Annotated in this window: 20 protein-coding genes; 11 read left to right on the forward strand and 9 right to left on the reverse strand. The window is 74.0% G+C overall.

Translation table 11 applies throughout. The features are described from left to right. Positions 1–234: 234 nt before the first annotated feature. The gene (locus tag Pdca_RS12320; RefSeq protein WP_085914888.1) at positions 235–1,392 is read right to left on the reverse strand and encodes an acyl-CoA dehydrogenase family protein; all 1,158 of its coding nucleotides are present in this window, start codon (positions 1,390–1,392) and stop codon (positions 235–237) included. Positions 1,393–1,522: 130 nt separating this feature from the next. Between Pdca_RS12320 and Pdca_RS12325 the strand changes: the two genes are divergently transcribed. Together Pdca_RS12325 and Pdca_RS12330 are read left to right on the forward strand one after the other, a co-directional pair. Beyond that, positions 1,523–2,992: a sensor histidine kinase gene (locus Pdca_RS12325; protein ID WP_085914887.1), complete on the forward strand. Its 1,470-nt coding sequence runs from the start codon at positions 1,523–1,525 to the stop codon at positions 2,990–2,992. A 38-nt stretch (positions 2,993–3,030) separates the two neighbouring features. Beyond that, positions 3,031–3,672 carry a response regulator transcription factor gene (locus Pdca_RS12330; RefSeq protein WP_085914936.1) on the forward strand — a complete coding sequence of 214 codons (642 nt, stop codon included), beginning with the start codon at positions 3,031–3,033 and terminating at the stop codon, positions 3,670–3,672. 7 nt (positions 3,673–3,679) lie between these two features. Here the strand turns inward: Pdca_RS12330 and Pdca_RS12335 are convergent, their stop codons facing one another. Continuing rightward, on the reverse strand, positions 3,680–5,473 hold the full coding sequence (locus Pdca_RS12335; protein WP_085914886.1) for an NHL domain-containing thioredoxin family protein: 1,794 nt from the start codon (positions 5,471–5,473) through the stop codon (positions 3,680–3,682). A gap of 127 nt (positions 5,474–5,600) precedes the next feature. Between Pdca_RS12335 and Pdca_RS12340 the strand changes: the two genes are divergently transcribed. Continuing rightward, the gene (locus tag Pdca_RS12340) at positions 5,601–6,176 is read left to right on the forward strand and encodes a hypothetical protein (protein ID WP_125911375.1); all 576 of its coding nucleotides are present in this window, start codon (positions 5,601–5,603) and stop codon (positions 6,174–6,176) included. A gap of 8 nt (positions 6,177–6,184) precedes the next feature. On the opposite strand, the gene Pdca_RS12345 is transcribed toward Pdca_RS12340, so the two are convergent. Together Pdca_RS12345 and pgi are read right to left on the reverse strand one after the other, a co-directional pair. Further along, a complete protein-coding gene (locus tag Pdca_RS12345; RefSeq protein ID WP_085914884.1) occupies positions 6,185–6,826 on the reverse strand; it encodes a phosphatase PAP2 family protein in 642 nt (213 codons plus the stop codon). Next, complete coding sequence (pgi, locus tag Pdca_RS12350) at positions 6,823–8,499, reverse strand: glucose-6-phosphate isomerase (protein WP_085914883.1); 1,677 nt, start codon at positions 8,497–8,499, stop codon at positions 6,823–6,825. Before pgi ends, Pdca_RS12345 begins: the two co-directional genes overlap by 4 nt. A 543-nt stretch (positions 8,500–9,042) precedes the next feature. On the opposite strand from pgi, the gene Pdca_RS12355 reads away from it, so the two are divergent. From Pdca_RS12355 to Pdca_RS12370, 4 genes are all read left to right on the forward strand, one after another. Then, positions 9,043–9,510, forward strand: a complete 468-nt coding sequence (locus tag Pdca_RS12355) for a DoxX family protein (protein WP_085914882.1) — start codon at positions 9,043–9,045, stop codon at positions 9,508–9,510. Between the two features lie 146 nt (positions 9,511–9,656). Continuing rightward, entirely contained in the window at positions 9,657–10,526 is an 870-nt protein-coding gene (locus tag Pdca_RS12360) for a HipA family kinase (RefSeq protein WP_174824331.1), read from the forward strand. Continuing rightward, positions 10,523–10,966, forward strand: a complete 444-nt coding sequence (locus Pdca_RS12365; RefSeq protein WP_085914881.1) for a DUF3037 domain-containing protein — start codon at positions 10,523–10,525, stop codon at positions 10,964–10,966. Before Pdca_RS12360 ends, Pdca_RS12365 begins: the two co-directional genes overlap by 4 nt. A gap of 288 nt (positions 10,967–11,254) precedes the next feature. Continuing rightward, entirely contained in the window at positions 11,255–11,734 is a 480-nt protein-coding gene (locus tag Pdca_RS12370) for a DUF6069 family protein (RefSeq protein ID WP_085914880.1), read from the forward strand. Positions 11,735–11,759: 25 nt separating this feature from the next. On the opposite strand, the gene Pdca_RS12375 is transcribed toward Pdca_RS12370, so the two are convergent. Then, the gene (locus Pdca_RS12375) at positions 11,760–13,109 is read right to left on the reverse strand and encodes a cytochrome P450 (protein ID WP_166665942.1); all 1,350 of its coding nucleotides are present in this window, start codon (positions 13,107–13,109) and stop codon (positions 11,760–11,762) included. Between the two features lie 133 nt (positions 13,110–13,242). Here Pdca_RS12375 and Pdca_RS12380 point away from each other — a divergent pair, with 133 nt between their 5' ends. Next, the gene (locus Pdca_RS12380; protein ID WP_085914879.1) at positions 13,243–14,115 is read left to right on the forward strand and encodes a metallophosphoesterase family protein; all 873 of its coding nucleotides are present in this window, start codon (positions 13,243–13,245) and stop codon (positions 14,113–14,115) included. 62 nt (positions 14,116–14,177) lie between these two features. Continuing rightward, entirely contained in the window at positions 14,178–15,221 is a 1,044-nt protein-coding gene (locus Pdca_RS37515) for an ABC transporter substrate-binding protein (RefSeq protein ID WP_085914878.1), read from the forward strand. Here the strand turns inward: Pdca_RS37515 and Pdca_RS12390 are convergent. From Pdca_RS12390 to Pdca_RS35520, 3 genes are read right to left on the reverse strand one after another with little or no spacing between them, the layout of a single operon-like run. Next, positions 15,207–16,865, reverse strand: coding sequence for an ABC transporter ATP-binding protein (locus tag Pdca_RS12390; protein WP_085914877.1), 1,659 nt, complete (start codon positions 16,863–16,865; stop codon positions 15,207–15,209). The two genes, Pdca_RS37515 and Pdca_RS12390, sit on opposite strands and share 15 nt — an antisense overlap. After that, entirely contained in the window at positions 16,862–18,529 is a 1,668-nt protein-coding gene (locus Pdca_RS12395; RefSeq protein ID WP_158092262.1) for an ABC transporter transmembrane domain-containing protein, read from the reverse strand. The genes Pdca_RS12390 and Pdca_RS12395 overlap by 4 nt, the downstream gene beginning before the upstream one ends. After that, positions 18,526–19,380 (reverse strand): hypothetical protein, encoded by an 855-nt coding sequence (locus Pdca_RS35520; protein ID WP_158092261.1) that lies wholly within the window; start codon positions 19,378–19,380, stop codon positions 18,526–18,528. Before Pdca_RS35520 ends, Pdca_RS12395 begins: the two co-directional genes overlap by 4 nt. A 116-nt stretch (positions 19,381–19,496) precedes the next feature. Between Pdca_RS35520 and Pdca_RS12400 the strand changes: the two genes are divergently transcribed. Continuing rightward, complete coding sequence (locus tag Pdca_RS12400; RefSeq protein WP_174824332.1) at positions 19,497–20,825, forward strand: FAD-dependent oxidoreductase; 1,329 nt, start codon at positions 19,497–19,499, stop codon at positions 20,823–20,825. A gap of 78 nt (positions 20,826–20,903) precedes the next feature. Here Pdca_RS12400 and Pdca_RS12405 read toward each other — a convergent pair whose 3' ends face one another. Further along, positions 20,904–21,155, reverse strand: coding sequence for a type B 50S ribosomal protein L31 (locus tag Pdca_RS12405; RefSeq protein ID WP_085914875.1), 252 nt, complete (start codon positions 21,153–21,155; stop codon positions 20,904–20,906). Positions 21,156–21,227: 72 nt separating this feature from the next. Here Pdca_RS12405 and Pdca_RS35525 point away from each other — a divergent pair, with 72 nt between their 5' ends. Next, entirely contained in the window at positions 21,228–21,794 is a 567-nt protein-coding gene (locus Pdca_RS35525; RefSeq protein ID WP_125911376.1) for a hypothetical protein, read from the forward strand. The last annotated feature ends 101 nt before the right edge of the window (positions 21,795–21,895 follow it).

Here is a 21,895-nt window from a genome sequence, read left to right on the forward strand (position 1 = left end):
TCCCGTGCGAACGCGAACGCGGACACGGGCGGCGGGTGCCGGAGCCGGTGTGGTCGCCGAGGTCGGGTGTGCAGGCGGCGGGCCGGTGCACACCCGACCTCGGGCGTCGGATCCCCGCGAACGCGCCGGTTCGTGTGCAGGCGCCGGACCCGTGTGCAGGCGAGGGGATTCGCGCGCAGGCGACGGGATCCGTGTGCAGGCGGGCGGGTGTGGCCGGGCCGGGGTGTGGCCGGGTCAGTCGCGGGCGGCCTTCCCCAGCGCGTCCCTGGCGATGATCACCTGCTGGATCTGGCTGGTGCCCTCGTAGATCCGGAAGAGCCGGGCGTCCCGGTAGAACCGCTCGACGGCCACCCCGCGCATGTAGCCCGCGCCGCCGTGCACCTGCACCGCCCGGTCGGCGACCCGGCCCACCATCTCCGAGCAGAAGTACTTCGCCGTCGCCGGGCCGGACACGGTGTCGGATCCGTCGTCGAAGCTGCGGGCGGCGTCGATGACGAGCCCGCGACCGGCTCTGGCATCGGTCACCGAGTCCGCGACTAGGCCCTGGACCAGCTGGAACCGGGCGATCGGCTTGCCGCCCTGCTCCCGGGTCCTGGCGAACTCCACGGTCTCGTGTACCAGCCGGTCGGCCATCCCCACGCACACCGCGGCGATGTGCAGCCGCCCGTGAGCCAGGCAGCGGGCCGCGGTGCGGAAGCCGTTGTCGATCCCGTCGGTGCCGCCGACGACGGCGTCGAACGGGACCCGGACGTCGTCGAGATGGACGTCGGCGGTCCAGGCACCGAACTGGCCCATCTTGTGGTCCTTCGGGCCGATCGTGAGGCCGGGGGTGTCGCGCGGCACCAGGAACGTCGAGAGGCCGCGGTTGCCGGGCGCGTCCCGGTCGGTCCGCGCGAACACCATGATCACGTCGGCGATCGGGGAGTTCGTGATGTAGCGCTTCGAGCCGTTGAGTACCCAGGAGTCGCCGTCCCGGTCGGCGCGGGTGGTCAGCGACGACGGATCGGATCCGGCGTCGGCCTCGGTCAGCCCGAACGACGCCGTCACCTCACCCGAGGCGAGCCGCGGCAGCCACTGCTGCTTCTGCTCCTCGGTGCCGCCCTCCAGCAGGACGTGCCCGGCGATACCGTTGTTGGTGCCGAACAGCGAGCGCAGCGCCGGCGTCGTCCAGCCGAGTTCGAAGGCCATCCGCATCTCCTCCGACGCGGTCAGCCCCAGTCCGCCGTACTGCTCGGGGATGGTGAAGCCGTAGAGCCCCATCTCCTTGCACTGGGCGATGATCTGCTCGGGGACCGCGTCCTCGGCGTCGATCCTCTCCTCCAGCGGCACCACCTCGGTGCGGATGAAGTCACGTACCGAGTCCAGCACGTCCTGCAGGTCGGAGGGGTCCACCGGAAGATCCTCGCTCTCACGTCGGCGCCGTCGTCGGGTTCAGCTCATCACGTCACACCCGGCATCGCGAGCGCACCGGGGCGCGCCGCCTATCCTCGATCGCGCACCACCCGAACCGGAGGGGGCCGCCATGCCCGAGACGTCCCGAGTGCCCGGGGGCGACCCGGCGGGCGCCGGTGATCCGATGGCGGCGCCGGAGCGGATACCCGCCGGAAACGCGCTCGATCCGCACCTGGTCCGCGCGATGGAGGGCTGGGGCGCCGCGGGGGTGCGCGAGCCGGTGTTCCGGGAGGGGCCGCTGCACCTGCCGCAGTCGATGCACTGGCCGTCCGGCTGGCCCGGCCGTACCCGGCTCGGCGCGCAGATGGCCTACCTGCTGGCCGGTCTCCCGCTGGCGATCCTCAGCGGACTGGTCGTGATCATCGGGCTGGCACTCGGTGCCGGGACGTTCGTCGCCTGGATCGGGATCCCGATCACGGTCGGCACGCTGGCTGCCGCCCGCGGGTTCGCCGAGTTGGAGCGGCGCGCCACCGAGGCGGCGACCGGGATGCCGCTGCCGCCGCACCACTACCGGCCCAACCGGGGCCGGCGGCTGATGGGCAGGCTGTTCCGGGCCCTGGTCGACCCGCAGAGCTGGCGCGACGTCGCGCACGCGGTCACCGCGCTACCGCTGCGCGCGGTGACCGCGGCCGTCGCGCTCGCCTGGTCGGTGACCGGGCTCGGCGGGCTGCTCTACGTGTTCTGGCAGTGGTCGATCCCGCGGGGCAGCGAGGACTGGACCCTGTTCCGGTCGGTCACCGGAGTCCACTCGGGCGTCGGGGACATCGCGCTGAACACCGGCCTCGGGGTCCTGCTGCTGGTCACGCTGCCGACGGTGGTGCGCTGGCTGACCGACGTGCGTGCACTGCTGGCCCGCGGCCTGCTCACCAACCAGACCGCAGCGCTGCGGGCCCGCGCGCTGGCACTCGCGTCCGGCCGGCGGGCCGCGGTCGCCGCGGAGGCGCAGACGCTGCGGCGGCTGGAACGCGACATCCACGACGGGCCGCAGCAGCGACTGGTCCGGCTCGGCATGGATCTCGAGTCCGCCGTGCGCCGGCTGGACGACGATCCCGAGCGCGCCCGCCCGCTGCTGCACGAGGCGCTGGAGCAGACCCACGAGGCGCTGTCCGAGCTGCGTGCGCTGTCCCGCGGCATCGCCCCGCCGATCCTCGCCGACCGGGGTCTCGGGCCGGCGCTGGCCGCCGCGGCCGGCCGGTGCCCGGTCCCGGTGGATCTCGATGTCGGGCTCGACGCGGGCGCCCGCCTCCCCGCGCTGGTCGAGAACACCGCGTACTTCGTGGTGTCCGAGGCGCTGACCAACATCGCCAAGCACGCCGGCGCGTCGGCGGTGTCGGTGACGGTGACCGCCGACGAGACCCTGCTGCGGGTCGTGGTCCGCGACGACGGCCGCGGCGGCGCCCACCCGGGCAAGGGACACGGCCTGGCGGGCCTCATCGACCGGTTGGAGATCGTCGAGGGGAGCCTCGACGTGCACAGCCCGCCGGGTGGGCCGACAGTGCTCACCGCCGAGGTCCCGGTCGCCGGGCTGGGGGAGGGGTGAGCGCACCGGAGCGCACCGGCAAGGATGGCCCCATGACGATGCGCGTTGTCCTCGCCGAGGACTCGATGCTCCTGCGTGAGGGTCTGGTCCGGCTCCTGGAGGAGGCGGGGGCGACGGTGCTGGCCGCCGTCGGTGACGGTGCCGCGCTGGTCGAGGTGGTCGCCGAGCACCATCCGGAGGTGGCGGTGGTGGACGTGCGGATGCCGCCGTCGTTCACCGACGAGGGATTGCGGGCGGCGCTGGAGATCCGCAGCCGGTATCCCGACATCGGGATCCTGGTGCTCTCCCAGTACGTCGAGGAGTCCTACGCGACCGACCTGCTGGAGGCCGGTGGCGGTGTCGGTTACCTGCTCAAGGACCGGGTGTCGAAGCTGGCCGACCTGTCCGACGCGCTCACCCGGGTCGCGGCGGGTGGCACCGTCCTCGATCCGGAGGTGGTGTCGGCGCTGCTCACCAGGCGCCGTCGCCGGGACCCGCTGGAGGAGCTGTCGCCGCGTGAGCGCGAGGTGCTGGAGCTGATGGCGCAGGGCCGCACCAACACCGCCATCGGACGCCTGATGGTGATCACCCAGGGGGCCGTCGAGAAGCACATCTCGTCGATCTTCACCAAGCTCGGGCTGCCGCCGTCGTCGGACGACCACCGGCGGGTGATGGCGGTGCTGACCTGGCTGGAGGGGTAGCGCGCGCTCAGACCGACCGCAGGTCCAGTTCCAGCGTGTCCGGTCCGTCCGGGGTGACGACGACCGGGATGCCCCAGTCCTGCTGGTAGCGGTGGCAGGCGGCGAACGTCCCCGACGACCCGTCCGGCGCGGCGTCGCAGGCCGCCGCCGCGACCGCCACCTGCAGCACCCCGGACGCCACCGCCGGATCCAGGTCCAGTTCCCGGCTGAGACCGGTGGCGGTGCCGCCGCCCGAGCGCAGCAGCTCCGGCGGGTCGGCGGCCACGGTCAGCGACGTCGGGTCGCCGAACCGGTCGTCGAGGTGCTGCCCGGCGGGCGGGGTGAACCCGATCCGCAGGGTGGTCCCGGCGGCCAGCGCGGTCGGGGCGCGCCGGACCCGGTGCGCGTCCCCGGTGACCAGGGCCCCGGCCGGGATCGGGATCCGGACCAGCCGGTGCGCCGCGGACTCCACGACGACCAGGGTGTCACCGTCGACCAGCAGGTCGGACGGCTCGGCGAGGCCCTCGGCGAGGGTGGACACGGTGCCGCGGCCCGGATCGAACCGGCGGACCGCGCCGTTGTAGGTGTCGGCGATCGCGACCGAGCCGTCGGGCAGCACGGTGACGCCCAGCGGGTGCTGCAGCAGCGCCTCGGCGGCCGGCCCGTCCCGGTGCCCGAAGTCGAACAGCCCCAGCCCGACGGACGTGCCCAGCTGCGGGCCGGTGACCGGCTCGGCCTGCACCCGGCGCAGCGCCGACACCTCGGAGTCGGCGACCCACAGAGTCCCGTCCGGTCCGGTGGCGAGCCCGCTGGGCTGGGCCAGGAACGCCGTGTCGAGCGATCCGTCGCGCAGGCCCTCGTTGGTCGTCCCGGCCAGCACGGTCGCCGCCCCGGTATCCGGGTCGAGCGCCCACAGCTGGTGCGAGCCGGCCATCGCGACGACCACCCGGCCGTCCCACAGTGTGAGATCCCACGGCGAGGACAGCTCCGCGGCGCCCGATCCGGGCGGGATCCGCTCGCGCAGCTGTCGGCCGGTCCCGGCGAGCGTGCGGACGGTGCCCGTGGTCAGCGACAGCGACCGGACGGCGTGGTTCACGGTGTCGGCGACCAGCACGGAGTCGGCGTCCGGGAGCAGGAGCAGCCCCTGCGGTTCGGCGAACCGCGCGGTCGCGGCCGGTCCGTCGCGCAGCCCGCGGTTCCCGTCGCCGAACCGGCGTCGTTCGGTGATCAGGTCATCGGCCAGCTCGACGAGCTGGTGGTGCGCGCTGTCGGAGACCAGGAACCGGCCGGACGGCAGCCGGATCACCTTGCCCGGGAAGCGCAGCGCCGTCTCCGGCGCGGGTGGCGGCAGGTAGGGGCCCGCGCCGCGGCGCAGCCGGTCGCCGTGCTCGGCGACCAGCTCGCGGACGAGCGCGGCCAGCCCGGGGCCGTGCCCCTCACCGGCCATCCGGGCGACGACGAACCCGTCCGGGTCGACGACGGCCAGTGTCGGCCAGGCGCGGGCGGCGTAGGCGTCCCAGGTGATGAGCTCCGGATCGTCGAGCACCGGGTGCTCGACGCCGTAACGCTCGACCGCTGCCTCGACGGCGGCCGGATCGGCCTCGTGCACGAACTTCGGTGAGTGCACCCCGATCACGGTGAGCACGTCACCGAACTCCTGCTCGACGGCGCGCAGCTCGTCGAGCGCGTGCAGGCAGTTCACACAGCAGAAGGTCCAGAAATCCAGGACGACGATCCGCCCGCGCAGTCCGGCCAGGCTCAGGTCCCGGCCGCCGGTGTTCAGCCAGCGCCGCCCACGCAGCTCCGGCGCGCGTACCCGCATCCGCTCGCTCACGGTCGTGCCAACACCGCCGCGATGCGCGCATGTTCCACCGCCGCGGTGCGGCCATGTTTCACCGCCGCGGTGCGCGCGTGTTCCACGCGCACCGGCCGGTGGCATGATCCTCGGCGTGCCGGACGACTCGGATGCCGCCCTGCTGTTCGTCGACCGCGGCCTGGTCCGGGCCGAGCAGGGCCCGCCGGACCGCGACGCCCAGCAACGCGCCTACGCGCTGGCCTGGTGGGCCCGCCGGCTGCGGTTCGCGGTGCCGGTCGTGCTGCTGCTCGCGGTGCTGGGTGCCTTCCTCGGCACCGGCCCGGCGCTGGTCGGGCTGGTCCTGATGGTCTTGATGCTGGTCGCGCTGCTGCTGGTGGCGCGCCGGGCGCAGGTCGCGCACGCCGTCGCCGGGCTCCCGGTGCCGATCGAGAACATCGCCGAGGTGTCGAAGGCGATGCGCGCGGTCGGTGCGATGACCAGGGTCCTCGCCACCGACCGCCGGTGGCGCCGTTCGGCGTCGGCGGGCGAGGCGACGGGGGTGTTGCGGACCTGGGCCCGGGGCGCGGACGTGCTGCGCGGTGCCTGGCTGCGCGCCGACGTGGTCGCCTGGATCGAGACCTCCCGCGAGCTCGCCGCGACCCGGTCGCGCGCCGAGGCCGTCACCCGGTCCCTGGACCCGCCGGTCGAGGAGCAGCCGCCGGGAAGCTGACCCGCCGGTCAGGTCCCCGCCGGCCGCCGTGCCGGCAGCACGGACAGCACCGCCACCCCGGCGAACGCCAGCCCGGCACCCAGCGCCCAGCCGGCGAGCACGTCGGAGAGCCAGTGCACGCCCAGGTAGATCCGGGTGAAGCCGACCGCGCCGATCCACAGCACCGCGAACCCGGCGAGCAGGGCGCGGCCGCACGCCGCCAGGCGTGGCCACGTGACGAGCACCAGCACCGTCCAGGCGGCGGCCGCCATGGCCGCGTGCCCGGACGGCAGCGACTCGTTCGCGACCGCCAGCACCTGGATCTCCTCGGGCGGCCGGGCCCGGTCCAGGATCCGCTTCAGCACGGTGAACACCACCGAGGTCAGCAGCGGGACCGACGCCACGCACAGCCCCTCGGCCCGGCGCCCGCGCCAGGCCAGCACCCCGCCCGCGGCCAGCCCGAGGAGCGCGCTGGCCGCGGTGTTGCCGAGCTCGGTCACGACCAGCGCGGTCGTGGTGGCCGCCGGACGCCGCTCGTCGGCCAGCCCGACCGCGGTGCCGACGTCCTGCTCGGCCAGCGCGCCGGAGCTCGCGACCGCCATCAGCGCCACCGCCGCGGCGAGCAGCACGAACGCGACGACCGCGAGCAGCCGCGGCGCGCGGGTGATCACCGCCCGCGCCAGGCCCGGTACCGCTCGATCAGCGCCGCGGTGGACGCGTCCAGGCCGGCCTCGCCGGCCACCGGCGGGTCGACCGCGGACAGCGCGGGCCCGAACTGCCGGGCCATCACCTTCCCGAGCTCCACGCCCCACTGGTCGAAGGAGTCGATGCCCCAGATCGTGCCCTCGACGAACGTGACGTGCTCGTAGAACGCGATCAGCTGCCCCAGCACGGCCGGGGTCAGCTTCTCGGCCAGGATCGTCGACGTCGGCCGGTTACCGGGCATCACCTTGTGCGGCACCACGTCGGCCGGGGTGCCCTCGGCGGTGATCTCCTCGGCGGTCTTGCCGAACGCCAGCGCCGCGGTCTGCGCGAACAGGTTCGCCATGAACAGGTCGTGCATGTCCGCGGTGTCGCCGTCCTCCTCACCGGGCAGCGAGTGGTGCGGCTGGGCGAAGCCGATGAAGTCCGCCGGGACGAGCCGGGTGCCCTGGTGCAGCAGCTGGTAGAAGGCGTGCTGGCCGTTGGTGCCGGGCTCGCCCCAGAAGATCTCGCCGGTGACGGTGCTGACCGGGGTGCCGTCGCCGCGGACGGACTTGCCGTTGGACTCCATCGTCAGCTGCTGCAGGTAGGCGGGCAGCCGGTGCAGGTACTGACTGTAGGGGAGTACCGCGCGGGTCTCGGCGCCGAAGAAGTTCGTGTACCAGATGCCGAGCATCCCGGCGATGACCGGCAGGTTCTCCTCCGGCGGGGTGCTGCGGAAGTGCTCGTCCATGGCGTGCATCCCGGCCAGGAACTCGGCGAAGTGCTCCTTGCCGATCGCGCACATCAGCGAGAGCCCGATCGCGGAGTCCAGCGAGTAGCGGCCGCCGACCCAGTCCCAGAAGCCGAACATGTTGTCGGTGGAGATGCCGAACCCGGCCACCTTCTCCGCGTTCGTCGACACCGCGACGAAGTGCTGGGCGATCGCCTTGTCGTCGTCGGTGCCGAGCCCGGCCAGCAGCCAGGACCGGGCGTTGCGCGCGTTGGTCAGCGTCTCCTGGGTGGTGAACGTCTTGGACGACACCACGAACAGCGTGGTCGCCGGGTCCAGCCCGGTCACGGCCTCGGTCAGGTCGGTCGGGTCGATGTTGGACACGAAGCGGCACTCGAGGTCGCGCTGGGCGTAGTCGCGCAGCGCCTCGTAGGCCATCACCGGGCCGAGATCGGAGCCGCCGATGCCGATGTTGACGATGGTGCGGATCGGCTTCCCGGTGAACCCGGTCCACTCGCCGGAGCGCACCGCGTCGGTGAAGGCGCCCATCCGGTCGAGCACGGCGTGCACGTCGGCGACGACGTCCTGGCCGTCCACGACGAGCGTGGCGTCCCGGGGCAGCCGCAGGGCGGTGTGCAGCACCGCCCGGTTCTCCGAGGTGTTGACGCGCTCGCCGGTGAACATCGCCTCGGTCCGCTCACGGAGCCCGGCCGCGCGGGCCAGCGCACCCAGCAACCGGACGGTCTCCCCGGTGATCCGGTGTTTGGAGTAGTCGAGGACCAGATCGGCGCCCTGGGCGGTCAGCGCGGCCGCCCGGCCCGGATCGTCGTCGAACAGCGACCGCAGGTGGCGGGGCTCGACCTCCGCCGCGTGCTCGGTCAGCGCGGTCCACTCAGGAGTGGCGGTGATGTCGGTGCTCGTCTCGGACACGAGCCCATCATTCCGCAGCGTCCGCGGAGCAGCGCGCCGACACGACCCCCGGGTCGCCGCCGCGCCGGACGGCGGAAACGGGCACCACCCGGGCCGGGGCCGGACGGTACTGCGCACGCTGGGCCGCCCGGGGGTACCGCCCGTCGCGGGCGGCGCTGTGCACGACGGACGGTCCGTCGGGGACGCTCGGCTGCAGGTGGCCGGAAACCGTGGGTGACAGCCCCGGGAGTTACCGATCGGTAATAGGGCAGCCGGGTGAGGACGGGTCGGGTGCGAGCACGTTCCGTGCCTGTGACCTGCACGGACGGACGGCGGCAGGTTCCGTTCGCCGCGCTCCGGACCGGTCGTGGCGCCGGATCGCCCGGTCGTGGCGAGCGTCGATCGGCGAGCTGCGTGTCCCGCGACACTCGTCGCGCGATGCGGTCAGCTCGTCGCGCAGAGTCGCTGGACCGGGTGGCTCAAGCAGGTTGATCTCCTAGGCTCTTATGCATTCAGTGATCACCGTGTCACCCGACGTGATCATGTCCGCACTTTGGAGGCACCGTGTACCGCTCCCTGACCGGCACCCCGCGCGACGTCGTCCTGCTCGTCGGGCGGGTGCTGCTCGCCTACATCCTGGTGATGCACGCCTGGAACAAGGTCCAGGCGGGCCTGTTCGACACCGCCGCGGTGTTCAGCAAGTTCGGCATCCCGCTGGCCATCGCGGCGGCCTCGTTCACGATCGTCGTCGAGCTGGTCGTGTCGGCGTCGCTGCTGCTGGGTCTGCGGATGGTGGTCCCCTCCGCGCTGATGGTGTTCATCATGGCCGGTGCCATCTGGTTCGTGCACGGCCAGAACGGGCTGTTCATGGCCGACAACGGCTGGGCGCTGGTCGGCGTGATCATCTGCGGGCTGCTGGCCGTGATGGCCGCCGGTCCGGGCCGGTTCAGCGTCGACGCGCTCCTCGCCAAGCAGGCCGACCGCCGCATCGAGCAGACCCAGGCCATCCCGCGTCAGACCGTCTCGGTCTGATCCCACCGGAGCTCCCGGCCCGTCCGCGCAACCCCCGACGCCGGACGGGCCGGTGATCGGCCCACCGCCCGCACCCCGACGCCACGGGGTGCGGGCGGTCGCGCATCTCGATCGCGGCGTCCCCGGGCCGGCACTACTCTCACGCCGTGTCCTCCCCACCGGCCCCGCCCGAGCGGGGCCTGCGCCATGTGACCGCGATCCGCTACGTCCTCCCGCTGCGTGAGGGCGGCTCGCTGCCCGGCCTGATGGAGGCCGACGATCTCGGCAGCTACGCGGTCAAGTTCACCGGCGCCGGTCAGGGCCGGTCGGTCCTGGTCAACGAGATCGTCGCCGGCGAGCTGGCCCGCGCGCTCGGGCTGCCGGTTCCGGAGATCGCGACGATCACCGTCGACGGGGGGCTCGGCCGTACCGAGCCGGACCAGGAGGTCCAGGAGCTGCTGCGGAAGTCCGCCGGGCTGAACCTGGCGATCGACTTCCTGCCCGGCGCGCTCGACCTGGACCCGCTGGCGTTCGACGTCGGTCCCGGGTTCGCCGGGCGGGTGCTGTGGTTCGACGCGCTGGTCGGCAACGTCGACCGGTCCTGGCGGAACTCGAACATGCTGCTGTGGCACCGGAGCCCGTACCTGATCGACCACGGCGCGACCCTCACCTTCGCGCACGACTGGGCGGCCGCGGGCCGGTTCCCGGTCCGCCCGTTCGACGCAGGCGACCACGTGCTGCTCGGCGCGCATCCGGACCTGGCCGCCGCGGACGCCGCGCTCGCCCCGCTGGTCACCGCGGAGCTGCTCGACGACGTGCTGGCGCTGGTACCCGACGAATGGCTCGACGGCGAGGACGGCTTCGACTCCGCGGGCGCGGTCCGGGATGCCTACCGCGATGCCCTGCTCGGCCGGGTGGCGCAGCGGTCGTCCTGGCTGCCGGGGGTGGCCGAGACGATCGCGGCGGGCCGGCCGCGGCCGGTGGCCCGGGAGCCGCGGCACCCGTCGTGGCTGCGGATCGGCGGAGCCGGCCGATGAGCGGCCCGGTCGGCTACGAGTACGCGCTGCTGCGGGTGGTCCCGCGGATCGAGCGCGGTGAGGCGATGAACGCCGGGGTGCTGCTGTACTGCCGCCCGCACGACGCCCTGGTGGTCCGGGTCGAGCTGGACCGGGACCGGCTCGCGGCGCTGGACTCGCACTGCGACGCCGATGCCGTCGCCGACGTGCTCGCGACGATCGCGGCGGTCGCCTCGGTCCCGGAGCCACCGCGCTCGGACCGGCACGCCACCGGGGCGCTCGCCGCGCGCGGTCCCGGCGCCGGCGAGGACATCGGGCGCCGCTTCCGCCGGCTGACGACGGCGCGCAGCACCATCGTCGCCCCCGGCCCGGTGCACGCCGGCCTGACGACAGACCCGGTCGCCGAGGCCGACCGGCTGCTCGACCGCCTGGTCCGCCCGCCGGGCCCGCCGCGCGGCTGAGCCCGCCCGCGACCCCGCTGCGTGGCTGAGTTCGCCCGCCGGGCCGGCCGCGCGGTGGGCCCCACCCGCGACCCCGCTGAGCTGCGGCCGGGCGGGTGGCGACGGCCCGGGCCCACGATCGGTGCGAGTCCCGGAGGCGGCCGGTGCGGCCGGTGTCGTGACCCCCGGTCCCGGCGTAACGTGCGGGCACGCCGGGTGATCACGCGTGCTCCGTACGGATGCGTCACACTCCTCGTGCGATCCACCCGCCCGATCCACAGACCAGCGCGAGCACCGGGGGAGACGACGATGTCCGAGGACGACCGGACCCGTGAGATGAGCCGGGACCCGCGCGTCCCGCGCCGCCCGGCGCTGCAGGCGAGCCGGCTGTGGGCCGGTGGCGTCGCGACCGCGGTGATCGCCGCGCTGATCGCGATGGTCGGGTTCCTGATCGTGCGGGTGCTGCTGCAGATCCCGTACCTGGCACCGATCGAGGGCAACACGATCGGCGGCTGGGACGGCGCCGTGCAGCTCGCGATCGCCGCGGCGATCGCCGCGCTGGCGGCCACCGGGCTGGCCCAGCTCCTGCTGGTCGCGGTGCCCAGCCCGATGGCCTACTTCGGCTGGATCGCCGGTCTGCTCACGGCGGTCGCGACGGTCTACCCGCTCGCGTTCTCCACCGAGCCGCTCACCGTGCGGATCGCGACCGGCGCGATCCACCTGGTGATCGGCATGGCGATCATCAGCCTGGTCACGACGACCGTGACCAGCGCGTCCACCCGTACCTGAGCCGGGTGCGGCTCCGGCGACCGGGTCAGCCGACCGGCTCCGGCGCGCCGGTCCGGGCCTCGCCCAGCCGGACCGGGAGGCTGCGGTAGCCGCGCAGCACCCGGGTCCCGCGCAGCTCCGGCGGCCCGTCGCTGCGCAGGTCCGGGTAGCGGTCGAACAGCGCCCGCAGACCGACCTCGCCCTCCATCTTCGCCAGCGCCGCGCCGAGGCAGTAGTGGATGCCCTGGCTGAACGCGACGTGCCGGTCCGCGTTCTCCCGGCCGACGTCGAACCGGTCGGGATCGGTGAACACCGCCGGGTCCCGGTTGGCCCCGCCGAGCTGGGTCAGCACCAGCGCGCCCCGCTTGACCGGGAAGCCGCACACCTCGGTGTCCCGGGCGGCGACCCGGCCGGTGCGCTGCACCGGGGAGTCGAAGCGCAGGATCTCGTCGACGGCGTTCGGCCAGAGCGACGGATCGGCGCGCAGCCGCTCCAGCTGGTCGGGGTGGGTCAGCAGCAGCCGGGTGCCGTTGCCGATCAGGTTGACGGTGGTCTCGAACCCGGCGGCGAGCAGCAGCAGCGCCAGCGACAGCAGCTCGTCGTGGGTGAGCCTGCCCTCCTCCTCGTCGTAGGCCTGGACCAGCGAGGACAGGATGCTGTCGTTCGGGGTGCGGCGCAGGTCGTCGAAGTGCCCGTCCATCCAGTCGGCCAGCGCGTCGATGTCCTTCTCCGAGCGCCGGAACATCGGGTAGGTCAGGCCCATGTCGAGCGAGTAGGCGCCGCCCTCGCCCCAGCGCAGGAAGTCCTCGCGCATCTCCAGCGGGGCCCCGAGCATCTCGGCGATCACGGTGGCGGGCAGCAGCGAGGCGTACTGCTCGACGACGTCGGCGCGGCGGTGTGTCCCGCCGCCCGCACCCATGTCGTCGAGCAGGCTGGTGGCCACCTCCTCGGTGCGCCCGCGCAGCCGGGTGATCGCCTTCGCGCTGAACGAGCGGGTGACCAGCTTGCGGATCCGGTTGTGGTCGGGCGGGTCGATGGAGAGCAGCGACGGCGGCTCGGCGGGCCCCAGCGGCCAGCTGCCGCCCGCCCGCAGTGCCGCCTTCAGCAGGCCGGGTGCGTTCTCCGGCATCCGCATTCCGACGCAGAAGTCGGGGCTGCGCAGCACCTCGGTGGTGATCTCGTGGTCGACGGTGGTCCAGCTCAGCGCCGAGCGCACCATGCGGCCCTGCGACCGCATCGCCTCGTAGTGCGGGTACGGGTCCCGCACCGCCTCCGGATCGATGATCATCCGAGCGCCGAGGTCGCCCTTGCCCGCCTGGCGGGAGACCTCCCGCCGTACCGCTCCGTGCCGCAGCACCCACCGGATCCAGCGCCGTGCCCCGCGCGATCCCGCCATGTCGACCTCCCCGCGTCGTGTCCCCGTCATCGAAGTCCGAGTCCGAGGCTACCGGCAGTAAGCTACTCGGGGTAAGGAACGTTTCGGCCATCCCCGTCCGAACCGGGCGGGCCCGGCGGGTACTACTGGTGAGGTGGCAGCCCACAACGGCCCGCGCCTGCTCGCGGTGAGCGACCTGCACGTCCGGCACGCCGAGAACCGGGCGATCGCCGATGCGCTGGCCCCGGCCCATCCGGACGACTGGCTGATCGTCGCGGGCGACGTCGACGAGCGCGTCGAGGGCGTCGTCGGCACCCTGGCGGCGCTGCGCGAGCGGTTCTCCACGGTGCTCTGGACGCCCGGCAACCACGAGCTCTGGACCCGCGCCAAGAACGCCAGGGCGGAGGAGGTGGAGCAGCTCGCCGGCGTGGCCCGCTACGACGAGCTGGTCCGCCGCTGCCGCGAGATCGGTGTGCACACCCCGGAGGACCCGTACCCGGTGTGGGACGGGCCGGGGGGACCGGCCACCGTGGCGCCGCTGTTCGTGCCCTACGACTACTCGTTCCTGCCCGCAGGCACCTCCACCTCGGCCGAAGGGCTGGCCGCGGCGTACGCGGCCGGGGTGGTGTGCACCGACGAACACCTGATGTACCCGGATCCCTATCCGACCCGGGAGGCGTGGAGCGTGGCCCGGGTGGCGGCCACGACGGAGCGCCTCGACGCGCTCGACGAGACCCTCCCGACGGTGCTGGTCAACCACTGGCCGCTGGTCCGCGAGCCCTGCGACGTGCTGCATTACCCGGAGTTCGCGCTGTGGTGCGGCACCACGGCGACCGCCGACTGGCACCTGCGCTACCGGGCGGTGGCCGTCGTGCACGGGCACCTGCACATCCCGCGGACGGTGACCGTCGACGGGGTCCCGTTCGTCGAGGTCTCGCTCGGCTACCCGCGCGAGTGGCGCCGGCACTCCGAGCGGATCGGGGGCCACTTCCCGGAGCTGTTGCCGCGCACGGTGCTCGGCGGCTGATGGCCGACTCGACTTCGGTTAGGCTGCGCTCATAATCGGAGATCGAACAGCGGGAGCGGCCGATGTCTGCAGTGTCCTCCGGGAACGCCCTCACCTTCTTGTCGCCGACCGAGGTCGACCACCGGTGGGTGGCACTGGTCGACGAGCTGAGCCGGCGCGGCCTCCTCGTCGGGGCCGCCGGCATGGCGGCGCTGCTGGCCGGTTGCGGGCGCTCGGGGGCCGGGCCGGTGGGGGAGCGGACCGGGGAGACGGTCCGGGCGGAGACGCCGTTCGGGACGTTCGACGTGCCACTTGCCCCGGAGCGCGTGGTCGTGCTGGAGGGCCGTCAGGACCTCGAGACCGCGGTCGTGCTGGAGCTGCCCCGCCCAGTCGGTCTGGGTGACAACGCCGTCGACGAGCGGGGCCGGACGGCAGGCTTCCTCGGCTTCGACGCCGACGGGATCCAGCTGATGCCCGGTGGTGAGGTGGACCTGGAGGCGGTGCTGGCTCTGCAGCCCGACCTGATCGTCGGGCGGGCCAGCAACATCGAGCCGGTGGCCGAGCAGCTGGCCCGGATCGCACCGCTCGTCCCGGCCGAGATCGACGAGACGACCTGGCGGCCGGACCTGGAGGCCGCGGGCCGGTGGACCGGCCGGAGCGCGCAGGTCGACGCGGCGATCGCCCGCTACGAGGCACTCGTCGCCGAGGTCCGGGAGCGGCACGCCGCCGCGCTGGGCACCGCTCTCGCCGTCGTGCTGCAGCCGGGCGAGGACGGCGCGTGGTACAGCTCCCCGTCCGACGGGTTCCTGCTCCAGGGGCGGACGCTGCGCGAGCTCGGCGGTCGACCGTTGCCCGCGGTCGAGGCGGTCGCACCCCCCACGCCCGGTGGGATGTCGGAGTTCAGTGCCGAACAGCTCGGCCTGCTGACCGACGCCGACGTGCTGATGGTCGCCTCGTTCACCGAGGGGCAGCGGGCGGGGCTGGAGGCGAGCCCGCTGTGGTCGCGGCTCCCCGCGGTGCGGGCCGGCCGGGTTGTGCACACCGACATCCGGACGAACCGGGGCTCGGTGCTCGCGGCGGGCGAGTGCGCCCGGCTGTGGGACCGGGCGTACTCACTGCTCCGCTGATCCGGCTGCGGGTACCGGTCGCAGGCGCCCCCGGTCGAGCAGCACGGCCCGGTCGCACCGGGCCACCGTCTCCGGGCGGTGCGCGATCACCAGCACCGCCCGGCCGGTCAGCACCCGGTCGAGGGCGGCGTCGACCCGGGCCGAGACGTCCGGGTCCAGCGCGGCGGTGGCCTCGTCGAGGATCACCGCCGCCGGGTCGGCGAGCAGCACCGCGGCGAGCACCACGAGCTGGGCGTGCCCGTCGGCGAGGGTGCGTGCGTCGTCGTCGGGATGCACCCGGCTCCCGGCGACCTCGCGCAGCGCCTGCTCGGCGGCGCTGCCGGACGCCTCCGGGGCGAGCAGTCGCAGGATGTCGCCGACCGTGCCGGGCAGCCGCAGCCCCTCCTGCGGCACGAACAGGATCGTGCGGCCGATCTCGGCCGGGTCGGTGTCTCGCAGGTCCACACCGCCGAACCGCACGGACCCCGAGCCGGGATCGGCCCAGCGCACCAGCAGCCTGGCGACGGTCGATTTCCCGGCGCCGGTCGCGCCGGTCAGCGCCACCCGCTCGCCGGCCCGGATCCGCAGCGTCACCCCGTCGAGGGCCGGGCGATCCGGGGTGTAGCCGAACCGGACGTCGTCCAGCTCGAGATCGCCGGTGGCCGGCAGCGGACGGACCGGTCGGTCCGCCGGCGTGGCGATCGTGGCCGGCTCGCGTACGACGGCGGCGATCCGGTCGAGCGCCGCGGCCGCGGCCTGTAACAGGTCGACCCACGTCGAGAGCTGCCGCAGCGGTCCGAACACCTGGCCCAGCGCGAGCGCGAAGGTCACCACGATCCCGAGCCCGATCGCATCGGTGATCGTCATCGCGCCGCCGATGCAGATCACCGCGACCACGACCAGACCCTCGACGCCGACCAGGAGCGGGAAGAACCGGTTGCGCGCCCGCATGGCCCGGAACTCGGTGCCGAGATAGCGGTCGTGCCGGGCCATCAGCCCGGTCCGGCGGTCGTCGTCGCGGCCGAGCGCGACCGCCGTCCGGGCGCCGTGCAGGTCCTCGGTCAACCGGCCGACGGTCGCGGCCAGCTCACGGCGCTGGTCGGCATAGGCCGGCCCGGAGACCCGGCGGAAGTGCACCGCCGCCACCAGCACGAACGGAAGGCCGGCCAGCACGACGGCGGTGAGCACCGGGGACAGCACCAGCATCATCACCACGACCCACACGAACAGCGCCGTGGACGCCACGATCTCGGGGACGGCGTCCCGGCAGGCGATCCGCAGCGCGTCGACATCGACGGTCAGGACGGACAGCAGCGACCCCGGCGGATGCCGCTCGGAGATCAGCGGGTTCCGCGCGCCGACCGCCGAGTGCACGTCGCGGCGGGCGGCGGCGAGCACGTCCTCGGCGATCCGGTGCGCGAGCCAGGTCCGGAGACCGAGCAGCGCGGCCGCGACGCCGCCGGCACCGGCCACCCCGGCGAGGAACGGGAGGGCCCCCTCGACCGTCCCGCCGCCGGCGAGCAGATCGACGGCCCGGCCGGTCAGCAGCGGTACCGCCGCGGTCGCCGCCGAGCCGACGAGCACGACCGCGGCCAGCGTGACCAGCCGTGGACCCGAACCCCGGGCCCAGCGCCGGACCAGCGCGCGTGGGCGGGGCGCGGTCACCGGGGGACTCCCTCGGACCGTTCACCGGGGCGCAGGTCGATCTCCCGGTCGGCCCATCCGGCGACCTGCGGGTCGGTCGTGAGCAGCACGGTCGTCCGGCCGCGGTCGCGCAGGCCGCGCACGACGGCGGAGGCGGTGTTCGCATCGAGTGCTGCGGTCACGTCGGTGCACACCAGCACGGTGGGATCGGCGACGAGCGCGCGCGCCAGTGCGATCCGCTGCCGCTGTCCGCCGGACAGCGTCGTCGCGCCCGGTGGCAGTGCGGTACCGAGCCCGTCCGGGACGACGCCGAGCACCTCGTCGGCCCGGCTGCGGGCCAGCGCGGCCGCGACGTCGCCGTGGGAGGCGTCCGGCCTGGCGAAGGTGACGGACTCCCCGATCGTGCCGGAGAACAGGAACGCGGACCGACCGACCTCGCCGATCTCGGCGAGCGGGCGGCCGGTGACGTCGACGCCGTCCAGCCGCACCCGCCCGCCGTCGGGGGCACGGCGTCCGGTGAGTACCTCGGCGAGCTCGGGGAGGCCGTCGTCGGTCCCACCGAGGACTGCGCACACCGTCCCCGGTGCGATGTCCAGGTCCAGCCCGTGGATCCGGGTGCCTGCCACGGTCAGGCCCTCGGCCCGCAGGTGCCGCCCGGCGGGGCCTGCGGGCGGCAGCTCGGGCCCGGTCCGGGCACGGTGTGGTTGCGGCACGGCGGACTCGATGCGGGCGGCGGAGGCGAGCGCGCCGCGCCACTCTGCGACGAAGGCCCCGATCTGGGAGAGCAACGGACCCAGGTACACCACATAGGACGCGGCGGCGACCAGCTCCCCGACGCTGATCCGGTCCGCGGCGAGCAGCCGTGCGCCGACGAGCAGCACGGCGACGGCGGCGACCACCCGCAGCAGCTCGACCACCGGGAGCAGGAGCGAACGGAGCCTGCCCAGGCGTAGTCCGTCCCGCCGGGCGGCCCCGACGGCGTCGTCCCAGCGGGCGTGCAGTGCGCCGACCGCGCCCATCCCGTGCACGATCCGGTCGTTGTCCAGTCCGGCCTCGGCCAGCGTGCTCAACGCGGCCGCGGAGCGCTGCGCGGCCCGGGCGGCGTCCTGCAGGCGCCGGCTCCACCACCAGAACGCGATCCCGACCGGCAGCAGCGGGACCAGCACGGCGGCGGCGAGCAGCGGGTCGATCAGGACGAGCGTCCCGGTGACGGCGGCGGTGGAGACCAGACAGGCCATCGTGGACGGGGTGAAGTCGACCATCCCGCCGACCGTGTCGACGTCGGAGGTGGACCGGGCCACCAGGTCACCGGGGGAGCGGCCGGTACCGGCGGGTTCGGCGCGGTGCGCCCGGGCCAGCAGGTCCTCACGCAGCCGCAGCGAGATCTGGACGGCGGGGATGATCGCGAACCGGTGCCGTAGCGCGGTCAGTGTCATCTCGATCACGCAGAGCCCGACGAGCACCGCCGACCAGGCGCCGAGCGCCCACGGGTCACGGCCGACGATGCCCTGGTCAACTGCGGCCGCCACCACCAGCGGGGCGAGCACCTGAGCGCCCTGCCAGCCGACGCCGAAGCCCCATCCGGCGAGCACGGCCCGGCCGCGGAGCCGGTAGGCCGCGACGAGCGTGCGCAGCGGCGAGCGGGCCGGCGTGGTTCGTGCGCGCCGGGTGCGCTGTGTTCTCACCGGTCGTGCGCATCCCGTGCGAGCAGCGGCGGGCGCCGGTGCTGCGGGACCCGCGGGCAGGTCGCACAGGGTCGCGCGTCGTCGACCACCCGGAACAGGTAACAGCAGCACACCCGAGTCAGGTGCACGTGGTCGCCTCCCTCGACGTCGGTCACGACCCGGACGGTGGCCGGCGCGCCGAACTCCGGCGTGTCGGCGGGGGCCACGAGCTCGGCGTCCCGGCGGATGGCGGGGCCGGCGGCGGCGCTCTGGTCGCCGGCCACCCAGATGCCCACCGCGATGCCGTCCAGGAACGCGCCGCGGAGGGACCTGCGGGGCAGTCGGGCGCCCGGGACGGTCTCCTCCAGGAACCGGTCGGCGTGCCGGCCGACCTCGGCGCGGAGCAGGTCGGCCAGCGCCTGCTCGTCCGGGACCGTCGTGGCGTCGGGGTGGGCGGCGTCCGGGTCGTCGGGCAGGCACCAGAAACGGGTGTCGAACAGCCCGTACCCGGTGAGATAGGGCTGGTCTCCGCTGATCCGGAAGCCGACCTGGTCCGGTCCCAACCGGGGGACCCGCCGGGCCACCCGGAACGCGGCGCCGCCCAGCCGGCCGGGGACCCCCGCGTACCAGATCAGGGCGAGCGCGGCGGCGGCGGTGGCGTCGGTCCGGCCGTGCTCGTCGTGCAGCGCGGTCGCGATCCGCCGCTCCCACTGCCGGTACCAGGCGCCGTCGACGTCACTGCACCGGATCCAGCCGCTCCCCGTCGCCGGCACGGCCGGGTGCAGCCCGTCGGCGGCACCCGGCAGATTCCCGGCCCGCCGCAGCGTATCCGCCAGTGGCTCTCGTGCGATGGGGCTTCCGGTGTGCCGCACCGGGTGAGGATAGCCTTACAAGGAGTCCGGCGATCGGTCCGGCACTGTTGGATTCCTCATACTAAGGTAAGGCTAACCTTCATCTATCCTCGGGGGTCGTCGACCCGAGGAGAACGATGAACGCGCTGCGCGTCGCGGTGGTGGGTGCCGGCCCCGCCGGGATCTACGCCGCCGACACCCTGGTCAAGTCCGACACCGAGGTGGCGGTGGACCTGTTCGAGAAGCTGCCCGCCCCGTTCGGCCTGGTGCGCTACGGCGTCGCCCCCGACCATCCGCGGATCAAGCAGATCGTCAACGCCCTGCACCGGGTGCTGGACAACCCGGCGGTCCGGCTGTTCGGCAACGTGCACTACGGCACCGACCTCACCCTGACCGACCTGCGCGAACACTACGACGCGGTGATCGTCGCGACCGGCTGCGAGCGCGACCGCGATCTGGAGATCCCGGGCATCGACCTGCCCGGCAGTCACGGCGCCGCCGAGTTCGTGCGGTGGTACGACGGCCATCCCGACGTCGGCCGCGACTGGACCCTCGACGCGTCATCGGTCGCGGTGATCGGCGCCGGCAACGTCGCGCTCGACGTGGCCCGGGTGCTCGCGAAGTCCGCCGAGGACATGCTGAGCACCGAGATCCCGGACTCGGTGCACGCCGGTCTGGCGGTCAATCCGGCGACCGAGGTGCACGTGTTCGCCCGGCGCGGCCTCGCACAGGCGAAGTTCAGCCCGATGGAGCTGCGCGAGCTCGACCACGTGCCGGGCCTGGAGGTGGTCGTCGATCCCGAGGGCGTCGAGTTCGACGACGGATCGATGGCCGACATCCGCGCCACCAAGCACGTCCAGATGGTGGTGAAGATCCTGCAGGACTGGGCGATCCGCGACCGGCGCGGCGATCCGCGGCGGGTGCACCTGCACTTCTTCGCACGGCCGGACCGGGTGCTGGGCACCGACCGGGTCGAGGGCCTGCGGGTCGAGCGCACCGAGTACACCGGCGACGGATCCGTGCGCGGCACCGGCGTGTACACCGACTATCCGGTCGGTGCGGTCTACCGGGCCGTCGGCTACACCGGCTCCGAGCTCGACGAGCTGCCCTTCGACGCCGCGCGCGGCGTGGTCCCGCACGAGGCGGGCCGGGTCGCGGGCCTGTCCGGGGTGTACGCCGTCGGCTGGATCAAGCGTGGACCGGTCGGGCTGATCGGGCACACCAAGGGCTGCGCCTCGGAGACCGTCGGCAGTCTGCTCGCCGACGCCGACGACCTGCCACGCGCCCCGCAGCGGGATCCGGAGGCGCTCGGCGCGCTGCTGGAGAGCCGCGGGGTCGCCGTCACCACCTGGGACGGCTGGCTGGCCCTGGACAAGTACGAGCGCGGCCTGGGGGAGGCCCGCGGCCGTGAGCGGATCAAGGTGATCCCACGTGACGAGATGACCCGGATCAGCCGGACCGGCTGATCCCGGGCGCTACCACCCGGTGCGAGACCGGGCGCCAGGACGGGCGGTCGCGGAACCCCGCGGCCGCCCGCCCGACGTTCAGCGCTTCCGCTCGCCGAACCGGCGGCGGAACTTCTCGACCTGTCCGGCGGCGTCGAGCACTCGGGTGTTGCCCGTCCAGAACGGGTGCGACGACGAGGTGATGTCGACCCGGATCAGCGGATAGGTGTTCCCGTCGGACCACTCGACGGTCTCCCGGGAGGTCGCGGTGGACCGGGTGAGGAATCGGTCACCGGTCGACATGTCCTGGTAGACGACCGGTCCGTACGAGGGGTGGATGCCGGGCTTCACGGGGTTCCTCCTGCGTCGACGACTGCTATCGTCACTCTAAACGATAACGGTTTCGGTTTGCAGGAGGTGGCCATGGACGGGTTCACGGTGGTCCGGTGCGGGTCCTGCGCGGACATGCCCTCCGGCTTCGACGACGCCGGTTTCGACAGCGCCGACAGCGCCGACAGCGCCGACAGCGCCGACAGCGCCGACAGCGCCGACAGCGCCGCCGCCGACAGCGCCGTCGCCGACAGCGCCGTCGGTGCCGACAGTGCCGCTGACGCCGCTGACGCCGCTGACGTCGTTGATGCGACGGAGGGCGTCGTTGCGGCGCTGCCGGGGATCGACGAGGTGCTGTTCGAGGGGCTGCGCGCGGTGGTGCGGGACAGTCCGCACGGCGTGCTCGTGACCGCAGGCTGCCGGCTCGGCCCGGGGGTCTGCGCCGCCCGCAGGCCGGGCCTGATGCTGCTCGTCCAGGCCTGCGTCCCGGATCGGAGTCGCCCGACCTCGCCGGTGGTCGCGGTCGGCCCGGTTCGCAGTACGTCCGACGTGCGCGTGGTGACCCGCTGGCTGCAGGGCGGCGGAGCGCCCGATCCGATGGCGCTGCCCGCCCGTCTGCGGTGCGCGATCAGCTCGGCCCCGATCGGCCGGGGGAGGTAGGCGCTCGTCCGGATCCGGTGTCGCGACCCGGCGGTCCGATCCGGGGTCACTCGGGCGTCCGCGGGGTACCGAAGGATCTAACACGCTGTACTAGCACAGTG

The sequence above is a fragment of the Pseudonocardia autotrophica genome (assembly GCF_003945385.1).
GTDB lineage: Bacteria > Actinomycetota > Actinomycetes > Mycobacteriales > Pseudonocardiaceae > Pseudonocardia > Pseudonocardia autotrophica.